This window comes from Dolichospermum sp. UHCC 0315A, assembly GCF_008121535.1.
In the GTDB taxonomy this organism is placed as follows: domain Bacteria; phylum Cyanobacteriota; class Cyanobacteriia; order Cyanobacteriales; family Nostocaceae; genus Dolichospermum; species Dolichospermum lemmermannii.
The window spans coordinates 4,323,364-4,340,374 of the sequence record NZ_CP043056.1; the positions used below are offsets into that span (position 1 = coordinate 4,323,364).

General features: G+C 35.7%; 19 protein-coding genes. 13 read left to right on the forward strand and 6 right to left on the reverse strand.

The window, feature by feature from the left end; genetic code table 11:
• Positions 1-127: 127 nt before the first annotated feature.
• From BMF77_RS20550 to BMF77_RS20570, 5 genes are all read left to right on the forward strand, one after another.
• Entirely contained in the window at positions 128-664 is a 537-nt protein-coding gene (locus tag BMF77_RS20550; RefSeq protein WP_148765412.1) for a DUF3122 domain-containing protein, read from the forward strand.
• The gene (locus BMF77_RS20555; protein WP_015079813.1) at positions 661-1,206 is read left to right on the forward strand and encodes a hydrogenase subunit HoxY; all 546 of its coding nucleotides are present in this window, start codon (positions 661-663) and stop codon (positions 1,204-1,206) included. Before BMF77_RS20550 ends, BMF77_RS20555 begins: the two co-directional genes overlap by 4 nt.
• 73 nt (positions 1,207-1,279) lie before the next feature.
• Positions 1,280-1,894 (forward strand): CP12 domain-containing protein, encoded by a 615-nt coding sequence (locus tag BMF77_RS20560; protein WP_148765414.1) that lies wholly within the window; start codon positions 1,280-1,282, stop codon positions 1,892-1,894.
• 123 nt (positions 1,895-2,017) lie between these two features.
• Positions 2,018-3,466 carry a Ni/Fe hydrogenase subunit alpha gene (locus tag BMF77_RS20565; RefSeq protein WP_148765416.1) on the forward strand — a complete coding sequence of 483 codons (1,449 nt, stop codon included), beginning with the start codon at positions 2,018-2,020 and terminating at the stop codon, positions 3,464-3,466.
• 95 nt (positions 3,467-3,561) lie between these two features.
• Positions 3,562-4,140, forward strand: coding sequence for a Uma2 family endonuclease (locus BMF77_RS20570; RefSeq protein ID WP_148765418.1), 579 nt, complete (start codon positions 3,562-3,564; stop codon positions 4,138-4,140).
• Positions 4,141-4,273: 133 nt separating this feature from the next.
• Here BMF77_RS20570 and BMF77_RS20575 read toward each other — a convergent pair whose 3' ends face one another.
• From BMF77_RS20575 to gndA, 4 genes are all read right to left on the reverse strand, one after another.
• A complete protein-coding gene (locus tag BMF77_RS20575; RefSeq protein ID WP_148765420.1) occupies positions 4,274-4,669 on the reverse strand; it encodes a pentapeptide repeat-containing protein in 396 nt (131 codons plus the stop codon).
• Between the two features lie 509 nt (positions 4,670-5,178).
• The gene (locus BMF77_RS28155) at positions 5,179-5,766 is read right to left on the reverse strand and encodes an IS1634 family transposase (protein ID WP_246863174.1); all 588 of its coding nucleotides are present in this window, start codon (positions 5,764-5,766) and stop codon (positions 5,179-5,181) included.
• A 38-nt stretch (positions 5,767-5,804) separates the two neighbouring features.
• Positions 5,805-6,059, reverse strand: coding sequence for a DUF4277 domain-containing protein (locus tag BMF77_RS28160; protein ID WP_371735129.1), 255 nt, complete (start codon positions 6,057-6,059; stop codon positions 5,805-5,807).
• A 707-nt stretch (positions 6,060-6,766) separates the two neighbouring features.
• On the reverse strand, positions 6,767-8,197 hold the full coding sequence (gene gndA / locus BMF77_RS20590; protein ID WP_148765422.1) for an NADP-dependent phosphogluconate dehydrogenase: 1,431 nt from the start codon (positions 8,195-8,197) through the stop codon (positions 6,767-6,769).
• 378 nt (positions 8,198-8,575) lie between these two features.
• Here gndA and BMF77_RS29075 point away from each other — a divergent pair, with 378 nt between their 5' ends.
• A complete protein-coding gene (locus BMF77_RS29075) occupies positions 8,576-9,499 on the forward strand; it encodes a Ycf66 family protein (protein ID WP_148765424.1) in 924 nt (307 codons plus the stop codon).
• A gap of 51 nt (positions 9,500-9,550) precedes the next feature.
• On the opposite strand, the gene BMF77_RS20600 is transcribed toward BMF77_RS29075, so the two are convergent.
• Complete coding sequence (locus BMF77_RS20600; RefSeq protein WP_148765426.1) at positions 9,551-10,645, reverse strand: phosphotransacetylase family protein; 1,095 nt, start codon at positions 10,643-10,645, stop codon at positions 9,551-9,553.
• A gap of 347 nt (positions 10,646-10,992) precedes the next feature.
• Here BMF77_RS20600 and BMF77_RS20605 point away from each other — a divergent pair, with 347 nt between their 5' ends.
• The 7 genes from BMF77_RS20605 (at position 10,993) to BMF77_RS20635 (ending at position 16,634) form a co-directional block, all read left to right on the forward strand.
• Positions 10,993-11,877 (forward strand): Rpn family recombination-promoting nuclease/putative transposase, encoded by an 885-nt coding sequence (locus BMF77_RS20605; RefSeq protein ID WP_148765428.1) that lies wholly within the window; start codon positions 10,993-10,995, stop codon positions 11,875-11,877.
• A 125-nt stretch (positions 11,878-12,002) separates the two neighbouring features.
• Positions 12,003-12,851, forward strand: a complete 849-nt coding sequence (locus tag BMF77_RS20610; RefSeq protein ID WP_148765430.1) for an Rpn family recombination-promoting nuclease/putative transposase — start codon at positions 12,003-12,005, stop codon at positions 12,849-12,851.
• A 125-nt stretch (positions 12,852-12,976) separates the two neighbouring features.
• Positions 12,977-13,825, forward strand: a complete 849-nt coding sequence (locus BMF77_RS20615) for an Rpn family recombination-promoting nuclease/putative transposase (RefSeq protein ID WP_148765430.1) — start codon at positions 12,977-12,979, stop codon at positions 13,823-13,825.
• A 125-nt stretch (positions 13,826-13,950) separates the two neighbouring features.
• Positions 13,951-14,823: an Rpn family recombination-promoting nuclease/putative transposase gene (locus tag BMF77_RS20620; RefSeq protein WP_148765432.1), complete on the forward strand. Its 873-nt coding sequence runs from the start codon at positions 13,951-13,953 to the stop codon at positions 14,821-14,823.
• 119 nt (positions 14,824-14,942) lie between these two features.
• Positions 14,943-15,803 (forward strand): Rpn family recombination-promoting nuclease/putative transposase, encoded by an 861-nt coding sequence (locus BMF77_RS20625; RefSeq protein WP_148765434.1) that lies wholly within the window; start codon positions 14,943-14,945, stop codon positions 15,801-15,803.
• Positions 15,804-15,928: 125 nt separating this feature from the next.
• Positions 15,929-16,153, forward strand: a complete 225-nt coding sequence (locus BMF77_RS20630) for a hypothetical protein (protein WP_231939850.1) — start codon at positions 15,929-15,931, stop codon at positions 16,151-16,153.
• Between the two features lie 226 nt (positions 16,154-16,379).
• The gene (locus BMF77_RS20635) at positions 16,380-16,634 is read left to right on the forward strand and encodes a UPF0175 family protein (RefSeq protein ID WP_148765436.1); all 255 of its coding nucleotides are present in this window, start codon (positions 16,380-16,382) and stop codon (positions 16,632-16,634) included.
• Positions 16,635-16,665: 31 nt separating this feature from the next.
• Here the strand turns inward: BMF77_RS20635 and BMF77_RS20640 are convergent, their stop codons facing one another.
• Complete coding sequence (locus BMF77_RS20640; RefSeq protein WP_148765438.1) at positions 16,666-16,884, reverse strand: addiction module protein; 219 nt, start codon at positions 16,882-16,884, stop codon at positions 16,666-16,668.
• Between the last annotated feature and the right edge of the window lie 127 nt (positions 16,885-17,011).

A 17,011-nucleotide genomic window follows, 5' to 3' on the forward strand; every position in this document is an offset into this window, starting at 1 on the left:
AGTTATTTGCAGAGAAATCAGATCCCCGACTTGTTCTTTGATGAGGTCAATAAGTAATGAATCAATATGAGAAGTTGGGGATCTTACAACGTCATTAGTTATTAGCAATAAGTTGAAATAAAATCTCATGTTACAGTATATGCAAATTCAAAAAATATTCAAGCGAATTCTATTAGTAGGAATATTGACAACATTGATATTCCTGGGTTTAGTAAATTTCACGTCACAGACAGTAATTGCTGCTGTTACTCAGATAGGAAACCCGCCAGAAGAAGTTATTTATCGCTCACAAGTTAAATTAGATGATCAATCAGGAAAAGTCTGGCAAGTTGTATTATTTAAACAAGTGTATTCTGATCAAACATCTAATATCAATCTTCGCCTAGTTGGCTTTCCTGGTTCTGCGGAATTAATTCACCCTCAACCGTTAAAAATTACTGCCAATACAGGTAAAGTGTGGAATGCTAATGATATCTTTTTAGATAAAGCTCCAGCCCCTACAATTGGTCAATATGATTTCACAGATATATTATTCCAATTACCTTTAGAATCTTTAACTTTATCCATACCTCTTCCCGCTGCAAACTTCATTAATATCTCAGTTCCTATTCATGTTGTCAAAGAATGGCAATCATTAATTTCAACTGAAGAGGTAAAAAAATGACTAAAATTAAATTAGCAACAGTTTGGTTAGGTGGTTGTTCTGGCTGTCATATGTCCTTTCTTGATTTAGATGAATGGTTAATAGACTTAGCTGCACAAGTAGATCTAGTTTATAGTCCCATTGCTGATATTAAAGAATATCCCGAAGGTGTAGATATCGTATTAGTTGAAGGTGCTATAGCTAATGAAGAACATTTAGAATTAATTTACAAAATTAGAGAACGAACTAAAACAATAATTTCCTTTGGTGATTGTGCTGTTACTGGTAATGTCACCGCTTTGCGTAATCTTTCCGGTGGTGCTGAACCAGCCCTACAATTAGCTTATATTCAAGCAGCCGATATTAATCAACAAATTCCCAATTCACCAGGAATTGTTCCCCCTTTACTAGATACAGTTGTCCCTGTGCATAAGGTAGTACCTGTTGATATTTATTTACCAGGTTGTCCACCTTCTGCACCTCGCATTCGTGCCGCACTTGCACCACTATTAAAAGGAGAAAAGCCGGAAATTGTCGGCCGAGAAATGATTAAATTTGGTTAATTAGTGATCACGACCAAATAAATATCTTCTTTCTTCTTCTTTCTCCTGACTCCTATTTTTTCTGAGGTAAATTATGTTAACAGCAGCAGATGTGATGACTAAAGATGTGGCCATGATTCGCAGTTCAGCCACAGTCAAAGAAGCAGTTGATTTAATGAAAGCAAGAGATTGGAGAGCATTAATTGTAGATCGTCGTCATGAACAAGATGCTTATGGAATTATCACAGAAAGCGACATTGTTTATAAAGTCATTTCCTACAGCAAAGATCCAAATAAAATCCGTGTTTATGAAATTATGACTAAACCTTGTATTGTCGTCAATCCAGAATTAGGTTTAGAATATGTAGCCAGATTATTTGCTAACCACCATCTCCGCCGTGCGCCTGTAATTAGTGGTAAATTATTAGGAATAATTTCACTTACTGACATCTTAGCCAGAAGTAGTTGTTTAGAACAACCGCGCTCATTTTTGTTAGAACAAGAATTACAAGATGAAATTAAAAAAGCTCGAATTGTTTGTGCAGAAAAAGGCATTAATTCCACAGAATGTGCAGCAGCTTGGGATGTAGTAGAAGAAATTCAAGCGGAAATTGCTCACCAACTCGCTGAAAAACCTCTCAAAACTGCCTTTGAAGATTACTGTGATGAATATCCAGAATTAGCAGAATCTAGAATTTATGATTTGTAATTACTATATGTAGGTTGGGTTGACGCAAGGAAACCCAACATGATCATTATCGAAGATTTTGTTGGGTTTCACTTTGTTCTACCCAACCTACAATTGCTTATTATTACCAATCACCGATTATTTATGAAAACAATCATTATTGACCCCGTTACTCGCATTGAAGGCCACGCGAAAATTAGCATTTATTTAGATGATGAAGGTCAAGTAAATGATGCTAGATTTCATGTCACTGAATTTCGCGGGTTTGAAAAATTTTGTGTCGGTCGTCCATTTCCAGAAATGCCAGGAATTACTGCGAGAATTTGCGGTATTTGTCCAGTCAGTCACTTATTAGCATCAGCCAAAACAGGCGATCGCATTTTAGCCGTCACAATCCCCAAAACAGCCACCCAATTACGCCGTTTGATGAATTTAGGGCAAATCATCCAATCTCATGCCCTCAGCTTCTTTCACCTCAGCGCACCAGACCTATTATTAGGTATGGATAGCGAACCCGAAAACCGCAATATTTTTGGTTTAATTGCTGCTGAACCAGAATTAGCCAGAGGTGGAATCCGTTTACGCCAATTTGGACAAGAAATCATTGAATTATTAGGAGGAAAAAAAATTCATCCTTCCTGGGCTGTTCCTGGTGGAGTTCGTGACCCTTTAACCACAGAAAATCGCACCCACATTCAGCAAAAAATTCCTGAAGCCAAAGCCACTGTAATTAGTGCCATAGCTTTATTTAAAACCCTATTAAAAACTTATGAGAAAGAAGCAAAAACCTTTGGTAATTTTCCGAGTTTATTCATGGGTTTAGTTAGTTCTGAAGGTTTATGGGAAACTTATGATGGACATATCCGATTTGTTGATAGTGGAGGAAACATCGTTGCTGATAATCTTGATGCTGCTAACTATCATGAATTTATCGGTGAAGCAGTTCAAGCAGACTCTTATTTAAAATCACCTTATTATCTTCCTTTAGGTTATCCTGATAGCAGTGATCATTGTCGTTTAGATAGTGGAATGTATCGCGTTGGACCCTTAGCAAGATTGAATATTTGTAGTCAAATTGGCACACCTTTAGCAGACACAGAATTAAAAGAATTCCGCAGTTATGAAAATGGTACTATTAAATCATCATTTTTCTATCATTATGCCCGGTTAATTGAAATTTTAGCAGCAATTGAACATATCGAAATTATCCTTGATGATCCAGATATTTTATCAACTCGTCTCTGTGCTGAAGCTGGTATTAATTGCCTAGAAGCTGTGGGTGTAAGTGAAGCCCCAAGGGGGACATTATTTCACCATTATCAAGTTGATGAAAATGGTTTAATGTTAAAGGTAAATTTGATTATTGCCACGGGTCAAAATAACTTAGCAATGAATCGTAGCGTTGCCCAAATTGCCCGCCATTTTATCCAAGGTGATAACATAAAAGAAGGAATGTTAAACCGTGTCGAAGCCGGAATTAGGGCTTTTGATCCTTGTTTGAGTTGTTCAACTCATGCAATGGGACAAATGCCTTTATTAATAGAAGTAGTAAATAACAATGGTGCTGTAGTTAATCAAATTTGCCGTAATTAAGTATTTAGATACCCGACTTCTTGAAGAAGTCGGGTATCTGGGGATCTGGTATTTTTATGATATAATTTAAGCTAAACTCATATTACCTAAATTTTATGACTGTTGCTACTGCTAAACGCTTTACCATAACTGAATATCACCGTCTAGCAGACCTTGACTTCTTCACGGAAGATGACAGAGTTGAACTAATTAAAGGTGAAATTATCAAAATGGCTGCAAAAGGTAAAGCACATTCTGTTTGTAATACTCGTTTATATAGAGAGTTATTCAAGTTACTGGAAGAAAAGGCTACTATCCGCGGACAAGAACCTATTATTATTAATGATAGCGAACCAGAACTAGATTTAACAATTGTTAAAAATACACCTGATGATTATTTTCTCAATCATCCCACTCCATCTGACATTTTCCTAATTATTGAAGTAGCTGATTCATCTTTAAAATATGACCAAGAAATAAAATTATCCCTATATGCAGAAGCCGATATTTCTGATTATTGGATTTTCAATTTAGTAAATTATTATTTAGAATGCTACAGTGACCCATATCAAGATTTACAAGGTAAATTTGGCTATCGTCACAAATCAATTATCCTCCCTAATGAGTCTGTCAAATTGCCATCTTTCCCGGAATTAATTTTAGATTTAACTAAAGTATTTCCAGGGAAAAATTAAGTTATAAAATTAAAATTTGCAAAAATTGATAAAATATGCTATTCTAATTGTCAAGTGATACAATGGGTTTTTTGTGACAATTTACAATATTGCCAGTATAAATAATAAGCGGCTATAGCAGCCGCACCAGTATCTATACAGATGGGTTACTTATGTTTACACCTGCTACAATAGGGTCAAAATTTGCGGGAAACCGGGTATTATGATCACAATCTGCTTTTTCTAAATGCGTCCCCTGTAAATTAGCTGTACGTAAATTTGTAGAAAATAACATTGCTCCGCGCAAATCTGCATTTTCTAAATTAGCTTCACTTAAATCAGCAAAACTCAAATCACATCCTCGCAGATTTGCACCACTGAGATTAGCTGTACTCAAATCAGCATAACTGAAATCAGAGCCTTTCAAGTCAAAATTTTGTAGATTAGCTTCTCCTAATTCTGCTTTTTCAAAGTCTCTTTTTCCGACTGCATATTCTTCTACAATGGTAGCAGTACTATTAATTGACTGTTGAAAATTAACTTCAGGCATAGAGCAGCCTCACAATTTATCTAAATTTTTTACGGAATTTCCAATCCTACCTACATTCATATTTTATCCCACATTCCGCACCCCAAACTGTCACAGAGGGAAATTCCGTAGAGAAAAATCAAAGGGAGCATCAAAACAAACATATAAAGTAAAAAAAGGCATTTGAGAAACAGTAAATCACCAAAAATGTCATCAAAACCTATTCTCAATAAGAAGCAATAAGAATGCACACCACCTGGAGAGGATAACAAATAAATAAAAGAAGATATTCAAGAAAAAATTATAAGTTAGACTAATTAATTAAAGTAAAAAACGAAATTATAGACATAGTAAAATTGAGCTATAAATCAAAGAGATTAGCTCATCTTTACAAGAAAAATTAAATTGATAGAGATAATAATTAGGTGACTAATTGATAGTAACGTAAACAATCATCTGGTAAAAGACTCAAGATAAAATCTCTGTCCTTATTCCAATTAGAAATATGTGGCTCTACCGGACTTAGTATGCTAAGTCCGGTAGAGCCGTTTATATCCTGGTATTGTACTATCAATAAATTCTGATTCTGGTATTGTTGATATTAATGATTTTGCTACTTTTATGCTTAATGGTACTCGACATAACCAACGTAAATCTGACATCATTTTCAGGTTTGATTCTGTATATAAGGCGCAGTCTGCTACTATGAGACTGTTAACTTCTAATTGTTGCTGATACTCAACTGCTATTTTACCAAAACATGATGAGTCGGATTGGTTTCCCGATGCTAGTTTTAAAAATATTGGTATGTCTCCATCTCCTGAACATATCATTTCTATGATGAACTGTTTTAAATCTGGTCTATGGTCACGAGAATAACCGTGGGTGATGGTAATTTCTTTTGGTGATTTTACTGCTAATTCTTCTAATTCTTGATTATTGACTACTTTTTGACTCTCAAATATTACTTCTGGTAAGCTGGTGTTATACTGCCCATGTACGTGCATTGATGATGAATCTAGATGTGATGTTGATAGTGATACTCCAAATTTTTGTGCTGCTTTTAAGGCAATGATAAAAAATATTGTATCCAATCCTTTGATAAATAGTTTATCCATCACCCTCCCCAGTTTATCGTCATTGAGATATTCTGGTTTTACTCCTGAACAATTAGATGTTCACAAGCGATTGTTTCAAAATATTCAGGAAACATATATAAGGGTTTTGATACAAATCCTAACCCGTTTATTATCATGGCTTTTACTACTTGACCCGGACTTACTTTCTCTTTTTTTTCAACTCCTATTATTTCGTTGATTATTTCTACTAATCCTATTGAGTCTATTATTTCTGCTACTATCCCTAGATGGTCTATGTTTTGAATTTCTATTTCTTGCGGTTTCAATTTCACAACAGATTCCTCTACTTGTTCTAAAGGGATTCTCTCATTTCTTGTTTTCTGAACAATTAATTTTTTTTACTATTGTATTTTCTCTTTCTTTCAGTCCCGTTACGAAGTTTCACTTTCTCACTCCATGCCCCGATTAATGCTACTTACTCTCATTAAGCCTCTTCATCTAGGAATTATCCTTAGTTATTATGTACTACTTACTAGGCTTTTTTGATATGTGACAGTTGAGGGTGCGGAATGTGGGATTAAAAAGTAGTAGTTTGTAGTTTGGGTTGACACAAGGAAATCCAACAATACCTACCATTAATAATGCTAAATTGCAGCCCAAAAACCCTGTATCTGTTCACATTATCTCACCCAACCATTACCAACTATCATGTAAATGAGAGAAGACAATATAACCATGACATTGTTTTGTTTCCCTAAAACCTTTTTATCGGATTTCGGGTATTCTTTTTTCTATCACACTTTCTGCATTAAGGAAATCCCTGGCTTATCTGTCAAAATTAACACACTAGTATCTCCTGTCAAAATACTTTATTTGTTTCAAAAAGGTTCAGTATTTACGTATTCGCATAATATTTAAAGTTATCATTGACTCTTAATAGTATTAATCTTACAATTAAGGGCGGGGTTTACCCGCCCCTACAGGCAATTTTGCCGAAATAAATGGCAAGAATTAACTTGAAAGTTTAACTAGAAGTGTTTTACTTCTGAGCTTCAGCAATGGGAACCCACTCAGTGTGGAAAGATCCTTCTTTGTCAGTTCGTTTGTAGGTGTGAGCGCCGAAGTAGTCCCGTTGTGCTTGAGTTAAGTTTTGTGGCAAGCGATCGCGGCGGTAACTATCGAAGTAATCTAGAGAAGCACTGAAAGCTGGAACAGGAATACCCAACTTAGCAGCAGTAACAATTACTTCACGCCAAGCAGCTTGTCTATCCAGAATTGTTTGCTTAAATTCAGGCGCTAACAACAAGTTAGGTAAAGCGGGATTTTCGTCAAATGCTTTCTTAATCTTATTCAAGAAACCAGCCCGAATAATACAACCACCTTTCCAAATCCGCGCCATTTCGCCCAGATTTAAATCCCAATTGTAAGTTTTGGAAGCTGTAGATAACAGCGCCATACCTTGAGCATAAGAACAGATTTTGGAACAATAAAGAGCATCACGCACCATGTTCACAAAAGCTGCAATATCACCACCATACTTAGCATTTGGTCCGGTGATAACCTTAGAAGCAGCAATCCGTTCATCTCGAATTGAAGAGAGAATTCGAGCATTTACCGCTGCTGTAATTGTCGGAATAGCTACACCCAATTCTAAAGCAGTTTGTACAGTCCAACGACCAGTTCCCTTTTGACCGGCTGCGTCAACAATCAAATCAACGAGGGGAATCTTGGTATCAGGATCTACGTAGGGGAAAATATTCGCGGTAATCTCAATCAAAAATGAATTGAGTTCGTCAGTTGTATTCCATTGAGCAAAGACTTCATGGAGTTGTGCTGGACTTAAACCAGCCACATTTTTCAGCAGATCGTAAGCTTCTGCAATTAACTGCATATCGCCGTACTCAATACCGTTGTGAACCATTTTTACATAGTGTCCAGAACCACCAGGACCAATGTAGGTTACACAGGGACCATCATCAACTTGAGCCGCGATTTTGTTGAAAATGGGGGATAGGTACTCGTAGGAGCTTCTTGTGCCACCGGGCATGAGAGAAGGTCCATTTAAAGCTCCTTCTTCACCACCACTCACACCCATACCGATATAGCGTAAACCGATGGGTTCTAATTCTTGAGTGCGTCTTTCGGTATCTTCAAACCAAGAGTTACCACCGTCAATAATGATATCACCTTCTTCTAGCAAAGGTTTAAGCTGTTGAATTACCGCATCAACAGGCTTACCAGCTTGTACCATCACCAAAATTTTGCGGGGACGTTCCAATGAGGCGACAAATTGTTCGAGGCTAAAAGCGGCTCTAACGTTCCGTCCTGGGGCGCGGTGCGCCATGAAGGCATCGGTTTTTTCACGAGAGCGGTTGTAAACTGCAATTGGGAAGCCATTTCTTTCTACGTTAAGTGCGATATTTTCGCCCATAACTGCTAATCCAATCACACCAAAGCTTTGTAGTGTCATAGTTCAGTTTAAATCTTTTGTTTGGGTTTGGCTCTTTCTCTTGCAGATCCTTTCTCTTTAAGGGTAGTCCGAGATTTTCGCTTCACTCCTAAAGAAGATATTAAGAGTTTTTCTAAAATTTAAGAAATCATCACTCACATCAATGAATTAATTTTAATTTGTATTGAAGTCCACAATTTAGTCCCAAATTTTGCAAAATTAAAATACATATAGCAGGAGTTCAGGAGTTCAGAAGGAAGAAGGAAGAAGGAAGAAATTTCTCCCCTACTCCCCCTACTCCCCCTACTTCCCCTACTCCCCCTACTCCCCCTGCCCCCTGCCCCCTGTTCCCTGTTCCCTGTTCCCTTTCTCGAATTAAATAGTAAGGAGGATTAAAAAATGCTGGCTTATTTTCTAGCGTTGGTAGTTGCTGTTGGCAGTCTCGCCATTTATCTATCAGCCTTCTTTTTTCCAGAAATCCATCGCAAGAATGATTTCATCTGGAGTGGCGTTGGGTTATTCTACGCTTTAGTATTATGGATTTTTGCACCTCGAATTACTGGGGGGCTGTTACTGGGTCATGTAGCTAGTGTGGCACTGTTGGTATCGTTTGGCTGGCAAACTCTCTCATTACGGCGACAACTTGCTCCCGCAGGACAACAAACTCCTCTCCCCAGTCCTGAGCTAATTAAGATTAGTCTCCAATCGCAAATGTCAAAGTTTTCTGTGAAAGAGAAATTTGGACAGTTATCAAGCTTCGTTACTGGTGTATTTGGTGGTGCTAAAGCGAAGATACAGCAGACTGTGAATAAAAAGCCTGTGATCAAAACTGCTGAGGAGATTTTGCAAACAACTCCAACTGAAGCAACGCCACCGTCAGTATTACCAGATGAGTCGGTAACTGCTACCCCAGCAATTACAACTGAAAGTTTATCAGCGGATACTTTTTCTCAATCTCCTATTTTGGAAGTGGTAGAAGTAGCACCAACTCCACCCACTTTTATGGAGGAAGAACAGGTAATTCCGCCAACAGCACCGGAAACTGTGGTAGAGATCACTCAAACTGAGGTGGTGATTTCCGAGTCATTTATCACAGGAGAAACCGAAACTGTGATGGAGATCACTCAAACTGAGGTGGTTATTGCCATAGAAGAAACTAGCGAAACGGCAGATGCACCAGAAATAAGTTCCCCAAATCCAGTGACATCGGAGTTATTAGCCGCAGAAGCAGCCGACAAGTCTGATATGACCATTGAGGAAGTTAAACCAGTTGGGGAAGCATTGCCAGAACAAATCCCACTAAATAAACCAATCGAGGAGTAATTAAGAGGATTTACGCTGCTGATTCTAATAAATCAAAGGAATCTGGGTATTTTATGATACTGCTGCCGCTGGATTAAGTCCCAATTGGGATAATAAACGGTCAATATCAAAATGCTCAGACATAAGAGAGCGAATGCACTCTATTTTAATTGGTTCATGAACACGAACTTGACCAAAGGTGCGATCAATTATCTCTACTGTGGTGAGAGTGTCTAAATCCACGGATAAAATCGGGATTTCTAACTCTTCAGCGCGGTTGAGGATAAAGGCAGGGGGTGGTAGTTGTCCAGTCAGGATGAGGCATTGAGTAGATGTTTCTAAGGCTGCTTGTTGAATTTCAACGCGATCGCCTCCTGTCACTACTGCCATATTCTGACGTTTGCGGAAGTATTTGACGGCGGAGTTGACGTTCATTGCCCCAATGGCTAGACTTTCGACTAATAAATCTAGGCGATCGCTCCGACAAAGAACTTCCGCGTTTAACTGCTTGACTAATTCCCCAACGCTGACACTGCGAAGGACATCACTTTTGGGCAATGTTGCTAGGACAGGAATATCCTGTTTTTCTAGGAATGGACGTAAGAGTGTGTGAACTAACTCTAATTGTTCGTGAGGGACTTCGTTAATGACGACACCCATTAACCGTTTGCCTAATTGCTGTTTAGCAAATAATAACGCCTCGACAGAAGTTAGTGATTGATAACGGCTAATTAACAGTACAGGAGCATCTAATTTTTCTGCTAATTCTAGTAAGGACAATCCAAATAAATTTCCTTCTGATAAGTTAGCAGGCCCTTCTAAGATTACCAAATTACTCTTTGGTATTTGTGAATACTTTTGTACTAGTAACTCTTGATAGTTAGTTGTATCTTCTCCCTGTAAGCGTTTCTGGACGGTAATTTCATCCAAAGATAATAAGGTGGGAGCAATGCGGTTGTCTGGCAGGTTAAGGTTATGAGTAATGAACTGGACATCTTCTTCAACTACTGTTCCCGCAGATGTCTTCACAAAATTACCCAAAGGTTTGCCATAAGCAATATCCAAACCTTTTTGTTTTAGCTGATGAGACAAACCTAAAACTGTTGCAGATTTGCCACTGTAAGCTTCAACTGATCCAACCAGCAAGTATTTAGCAAGTGTTGGCACGTATGCACTCCTAATTTCAAAAGTTTGTACAACTCAGCTAGGTGTCTACTAATTTTAGTGCAATAGGCGGAAGGTAAATAGCTTTAGTAATCCTAATTGCCTGAATTTTCAAAATTAAATGGGAATAAATCTAGCTGTGGTAGCTATTGTAGCGATTTTGATAGTCCCAATTAATAAAGTAATCCTAATTGTGATAGCCTCATCATTCTTAAACTCGCTTGTATTTGTCAAGTGCTGCTGTAAGCAATTTGCCTAATCACCACCGAAGAACAACACGCGATCGCATTACCGACTTTAACCTTTTTTGTGCTATACAGGAAATATTAAACAGAATTTTCTAAATAGTTATGGCTGCAAAATACTTTAATCCTTATACAGATTTCGGTTTTAAGAAACTGTTCGGAGAAGAAGGCAGTAAAGATTTACTCATGGATTTTCTCAACCAACTTCTACCAATACATCATCAAATTCAACAATTAACCTTTAAAAATCCAGAAAATCTAGCTGATACCATAGCAGAACGTAAAGCCATATTTGATATTTACTGCGAAAGTAAAACTGGTGATAAGTTTATTGTGGAAATGCAAAAAGCAAAAATCAAGCATTTCAAAGATAGAGCCTTATTCTATTCCACATTCCCCATTCGTGAACAATCGGAAAAAGGCGATTGGAATTTCTTTTTACTACCCGTCTATTTTATCGCTATTTTAGATTTCGAGTATGACGAAAATACAACATCTAAATTTAGGCGCGATGTATGTCTAAAAGATCAAGATGGTGATATTTTCTTTGATAAGTTAAATTTTAAATTTTTACAAATGCCATTATTTAATAAACAAGAAAATGAATTAATAACGCATTTTGATAAATGGTTGTATTTTTTGAAGAACTTAGAAAGTTTTAATCATATACCCGTGATATTAAATGAACCAATATTTCAGAAAGGCTTTGAAATAGCGGAAATATCTCACTTAAATGTGGAGCAGTATGAACAATATAAGAAGAGTTTAGTGCAGTATTTAGAAGTGAAGAATGTATTTGATACAGCCTTTGAAGAAGGTGAGAAGGTCGGCATTGAAAAGGGCATTGAGAAGGGTATTGAAAAGGGCATTGAGAAGGGTATTGAGAAAGGTATTGAGAAGGTTGCCAAAGCATTGAAAGAGCAAAATATAGCTATAGAAATTATTGCAGAATCAACTGGTTTATCTTATGAAGCTATTAAAAGAATTTAAGCGAATAATGCCAATTGATAGACTTGCGCCCATTTTTTGTGCTATACAGGAAATATTAGACAGAGTTTTCTAAATACATAGTTATTCAGCGAGTATTTCATTAAAATAATCTTGAAGGAGTAGTTATGTCCGCAAAATACTTTAATCCTTATACAGATTTCGGTTTTAAGAAACTGTTCGGAGAAGAAGGCAGTAAAGATCTACTCATTGATTTTCTCAACCAACTTCTACCAATACATCATCAAATTCAACAATTAACCTTTAAAAATCCAGAAAATCTAGCTGATACCATAGCAGAACGTAAAGCCATATTTGATATTTACTGCGAAAGTAAAACTGGTGATAAGTTTATTGTGGAAATGCAAAAAGCAAAAATCAAGCATTTCAAAGATAGAGCCTTATTTTATTCCACATTTCCCATTCGTGAACAATCGGAAAAAGGTGATTGGAATTTCTTTTTACTACCTGTATATTTTATCGCCATTTTAGATTTTGAGTATGACGAAAATACAACATCTAAATTTAGGCGCGATGTATGTCTAAAAGATCAAGATGGTGATATTTTCTTTGATAAATTAAACTTTAAATTTTTACAAATGCCATTATTTAATAAGCAAGAAAATGAATTAATAACACATTTTGACAAATGGCTGTATTTTTTGAAGAACTTAGAAAGTTTTAATCATATACCCGTGATATTAAATGAACCAATATTTCAGAAAGGGTTTGAAATAGCGGAAATATCTCACTTAAATGTGGAGCAGTATGAACAATATAAGAAGAGTTTAGTGCAGTATTTAGAAGTGAAGAATGTATTTGATACAGCCTTTGAAGAAGGTGAGAAAGCTGGTATTGAGAAGGGTATTGAGAAGGGTATTGAGAAGGTTGCCAAAGCATTGAAAGAGCAAAATATAGCTATAGAAATTATTGCAGAATCAACTGGTTTATCTTATGAAGCTATTAAAAGAATTTAAGCGAATAATGCCAATTGATAGACTTGCGCCCATTTTTTGTGCTATACAGGAAATATTAGACAGAGTTTTCTAAATACATAGTTATTCAGCGAGTATTTCATTAAAATAATCTTGAAGGAGTAGTTATGTCCGCAAAATACTTTAATCCTTATACAGATTTCGGTTTTAAGAAACTGTTCGGTGAGGAAGGCAGTAAAGATCTACTCATTGATTTTCTCAACCAACTTCTACCAATACATCATCAAATTCAACAATTAACCTTTAAAAATCCAGAAAATCTAGCTGATACCATAGCAGAACGTAAAGCCATATTTGATATTTACTGCGAAAGTAAAACTGGTGATAAGTTTATTGTGGAAATGCAAAAAGCAAAAATCAAGCATTTCAAAGATAGAGCCTTATTTTATTCCACATTTCCCATTCGTGAACAATCGGAAAAAGGTGATTGGAATTTCTTTTTACTACCTGTATATTTTATCGCCATTTTAGATTTTGAGTATGACGAAAATACAACATCTAAATTTAGGCGCGATGTATGTCTAAAAGATCAAGATGGTGATATTTTCTTTGATAAATTAAACTTTAAATTTTTACAAATGCCATTATTTAATAAGCAAGAAAATGAATTAATAACACATTTTGACAAATGGCTGTATTTTTTGAAGAACTTAGAAAGTTTTAATCATATACCCGTGATATTAAATGAACCAATATTTCAGAAAGGGTTTGAAATAGCGGAAATATCTCACTTAAATGTGGAGCAGTATGAACAATATAAGAAGAGTTTAGTGCAGTATTTAGAAGTGAAGAATGTATTTGATACAGCCTTTGAAGAAGGTGAGAAAGCTGGTATTGAGAAGGGTATTGAGAAGGGTATTGAGAAGGTTGCCAAAGCATTGAAAGAGCAAAATATAGCTATAGAAATTATTGCAGAATCAACTGGTTTATCTTATGAAGCTATTAAAAGAATTTAAGCGAATAATGCCAATTGATAGACTTGCGCCCATTTTTTGTGCTATACAGGAAATATTAGACAGAGTTTTCTAAATACATAGTTATTCAGCGAGTATTTCATTAAAATAATCTTGAAGGAGTAGTTATGTCCGCAAAATACTTTAATCCTTATACAGATTTCGGTTTTAAGAAACTGTTCGGTGAGGAAGGCAGTAAAGATCTACTCATTGATTTTCTCAACCAACTTCTACCAATACATCATCAAATTCAACAATTAACCTTTAAAAATCCAGAAAATCTAGCTGATACCATAGCAGAACGTAAAGCCATATTTGATATTTACTGCGAAAGTAAAACTGGTGATAAGTTTATTGTGGAAATGCAAAAAGCAAAAATCAAGCATTTCAAAGATAGAGCCTTATTTTATTCCACATTTCCCATTCGTGAACAATCGGAAAAAGGTGATTGGAATTTCTTTTTACTACCCGTCTATTTTATCGCCATTTTAGATTTTGAGTATGACGAAAATACAACATCTAAATTTAGGCGCGATGTATGTCTAAAAGATCAAGATGGTGATATTTTCTTTGATAAATTAAACTTTAAATTTTTACAAATGCCATTATTTAATAAGCAAGAAAATGAATTAATAACACATTTTGACAAATGGCTGTATTTTTTGAAGAACTTAGAAAGTTTTAATCATATACCCGTGATATTAAATGAACCAATATTTCAGAAAGGGTTTGAAATAGCGGAAATATCTCACTTAAATGTGGAGCAGTATGAACAATATAAGAAGAGTTTAGTGCAGTATTTAGAAGTGAAAAATGTATTTGATACAGCCTTTGAAGAAGGTGAGAAAGCTGGTATTGAGAAGGGTATTGAGCAAGGTATTGAGAAGGGTATTGAGAAAGGTATTGAGAAGGTTGCCAAAGCATTGAAAGAGCAAAATATAGCTATAGAAATTATTGCAGAATCAACTGGTTTATCTTATGAAGCTATTAAAAGAATTTGAGCGAATTATACCAATTGATAGACTTGCGCCCATTTTTTGTGCTATACAGGAAATATTAGACAGAGTTTTCTAAAGTTATTCAGCGAGTATTTCATTAAAATAATCTTGGAGGAGTAGTTATGTCCGCAAAATACTTTAATCCTTATACAGATTTCGGTTTTAAGAAACTGTTCGGTGAGGAAGGCAGTAAAGATCTACTCATTGATTTTCTCAACCAACTTCTACCAATACATCATCAAATTCAACAATTAACCTTTAAAAATCTAGAAAATCTAGCTGATACCATAGCAGAACGTAAAGCCATATTTGATATTTACTGCGAAAGTAAAACTGGTGATAAGTTTATTGTGGAAATGCAAAAAGCAAAAATCAAGCATTTCAAAGATAGAGCCTTATTTTATTCCACATTTCCCATTCGTGAACAATCGGAAAAAGGTGATTGGAATTTCTTTTTACTACCCGTCTATTTTATCGCCATTTTAGATTTTGAGTATGACGAAAATACAACATCTAAATTTAGGCGCGATGTATGTCTAAAAGATCAAGATGGTGATATTTTCTTTGATAAATTAAACTTTAAATTTTTACAAATGCCATTATTTAATAAGCAAGAAAATGAATTAATAACACATTTTGACAAATGGCTGTATTTTTTGAAGAACTTAGAAAGTTTTAATCATATACCCGTGATATTAAATGAACCAATATTTCAGAAAGGGTTTGAAATAGCGGAAATATCTCACTTAAATGTGGAGCAGTATGAACAATATAAGAAGAGTTTAGTGCAGTATTTAGAAGTGAAGAATGTATTTGATACAGCCTTTGAAGAAGGTGAGAAGTCCGGTATTGAGAAGGGCATTGAGAAGGGTATTGAGAAAGGTATTGAGAAGGTTGCCAAAGCATTGAAAGAGCAAAATATAGCTATAGAAATTATTGCAGAATCAACTGGTTTATCTTATGAAGCTATTAAAAGAATTTGAGCGAATTATACCAATTGATAGACTTGCGCCCATTTTTTGTGCTATACAGAAAATATTAGACAGAGTTTTCTAAATACATAGTTATTCAGCGAGTATTTCATTAAAATAATCTTGAAGGAGTAGTTATGGCTGCGAAATACTTTAATCCTTATACAGATTTTGGCTATGAACAATATAAGAAGAGTTTAGTGCAGTATTTAGAGGTGAAAAATGTATTTGATACAGCATTTGAAGAAGGTGAGAAGTCCGGTATTGAGAAAGTTGCTAAAGCTTTGAAAGAGCAAAATATAGCTATAGAAATTATTGCAGAATCAACTGGCTTATCATACGAAGCTATTCAAAGAATTTGAGTGAATAATGCCAATTGATAGACTTTGAGATCGCATTACCGACTTTAACCCCACGGAAGGCGATTCCTACGGAGCGCTTCGCTATCGCTTCATGCTTTGAGTTAATTTGAGGGTGCGATAGCGAAGCGCGACCTAGGAATCGCACCACAACCCAGATATCGCCGTATACTTTGAGTTAATCATGATCTTTGTTATTATTTTATCAACCTTTGCTATACAATAAATCATGTCTTTGCAACTCAAAATTAACTACCCTGAAACTTTACCTGATGCTGTTGGTAAAACTAGAGAACAGTTTGAACAAGAAGCAAAATGGGCTATGGCAGTTAAACTATATGAAATGAAACGCCTTTCTTCTGGTATGGCTGCGGCGCTACTGGGAGTAGAGAGAGTAACTTTTATTCTCAAATTAAATGATTATGGAGTGCCATTAATTGATTTAAGTGCAAAGGAATTATTATCAGATATAGAAAATGCCTAACACCAGTGAAATTGTTATTAATACTTCTTATTTAATCTCTAATTGACGATTTAATTTCCTCCCATGTCATGACATTATCTGGATTTGCTTCATAATCACTAATCCGACGATCAAGTTCTCGTTTTTGTGCTGTTGTTAAATCGGGATAAGCCTGTTCTGCTGCGATACTTTCTAAAATATCTTGTACAATCCGAATTCTATCGGCAATACTCAGGGCTTTGATTTCATTTAAAGTTACACTGATGTCCATGTTAACTGACCTCAATAAGAAGATAAGGTATTTATCTATTTTCTAGGATAAGCGATCGCTCTCAGCTTTGAATTAATTTGAGGATGCGATAGCGAAGCGCGACCTAGGAATCGCACGCACCACATCC

Excerpts from the sequence above, each read along its gene's own strand:
- BMF77_RS20550 (WP_148765412.1), top strand. The coding sequence starts at position 128 with ATGTTACAGTATATGCAAATTCAAAAAATATTCAAGCGAATTCTATTA.
- BMF77_RS20555 (WP_015079813.1), top strand. The coding sequence starts at position 661 with ATGACTAAAATTAAATTAGCAACAGTTTGGTTAGGTGGTTGTTCTGGC.
- BMF77_RS20560 (WP_148765414.1), top strand. The coding sequence starts at position 1,280 with ATGTTAACAGCAGCAGATGTGATGACTAAAGATGTGGCCATGATTCGC.
- BMF77_RS20565 (WP_148765416.1), top strand. The coding sequence starts at position 2,018 with ATGAAAACAATCATTATTGACCCCGTTACTCGCATTGAAGGCCACGCG.
- BMF77_RS20570 (WP_148765418.1), top strand. The coding sequence starts at position 3,562 with ATGACTGTTGCTACTGCTAAACGCTTTACCATAACTGAATATCACCGT.
- BMF77_RS20575 (WP_148765420.1), bottom strand. The coding sequence starts at position 4,669 with ATGCCTGAAGTTAATTTTCAACAGTCAATTAATAGTACTGCTACCATT.
- BMF77_RS28155 (WP_246863174.1), bottom strand. The coding sequence starts at position 5,766 with ATGGATAAACTATTTATCAAAGGATTGGATACAATATTTTTTATCATT.
- gndA (WP_148765422.1), bottom strand. The coding sequence starts at position 8,197 with ATGACACTACAAAGCTTTGGTGTGATTGGATTAGCAGTTATGGGCGAA.
- BMF77_RS29075 (WP_148765424.1), top strand. The coding sequence starts at position 8,576 with ATGCTGGCTTATTTTCTAGCGTTGGTAGTTGCTGTTGGCAGTCTCGCC.
- BMF77_RS20605 (WP_148765428.1), top strand. The coding sequence starts at position 10,993 with ATGGCTGCAAAATACTTTAATCCTTATACAGATTTCGGTTTTAAGAAA.
- BMF77_RS20610 (WP_148765430.1), top strand. The coding sequence starts at position 12,003 with ATGTCCGCAAAATACTTTAATCCTTATACAGATTTCGGTTTTAAGAAA.
- BMF77_RS20615 (WP_148765430.1), top strand. The coding sequence starts at position 12,977 with ATGTCCGCAAAATACTTTAATCCTTATACAGATTTCGGTTTTAAGAAA.
- BMF77_RS20620 (WP_148765432.1), top strand. The coding sequence starts at position 13,951 with ATGTCCGCAAAATACTTTAATCCTTATACAGATTTCGGTTTTAAGAAA.
- BMF77_RS20625 (WP_148765434.1), top strand. The coding sequence starts at position 14,943 with ATGTCCGCAAAATACTTTAATCCTTATACAGATTTCGGTTTTAAGAAA.
- BMF77_RS20630 (WP_231939850.1), top strand. The coding sequence starts at position 15,929 with ATGGCTGCGAAATACTTTAATCCTTATACAGATTTTGGCTATGAACAA.
- BMF77_RS20635 (WP_148765436.1), top strand. The coding sequence starts at position 16,380 with ATGTCTTTGCAACTCAAAATTAACTACCCTGAAACTTTACCTGATGCT.
- BMF77_RS20640 (WP_148765438.1), bottom strand. The coding sequence starts at position 16,884 with ATGGACATCAGTGTAACTTTAAATGAAATCAAAGCCCTGAGTATTGCC.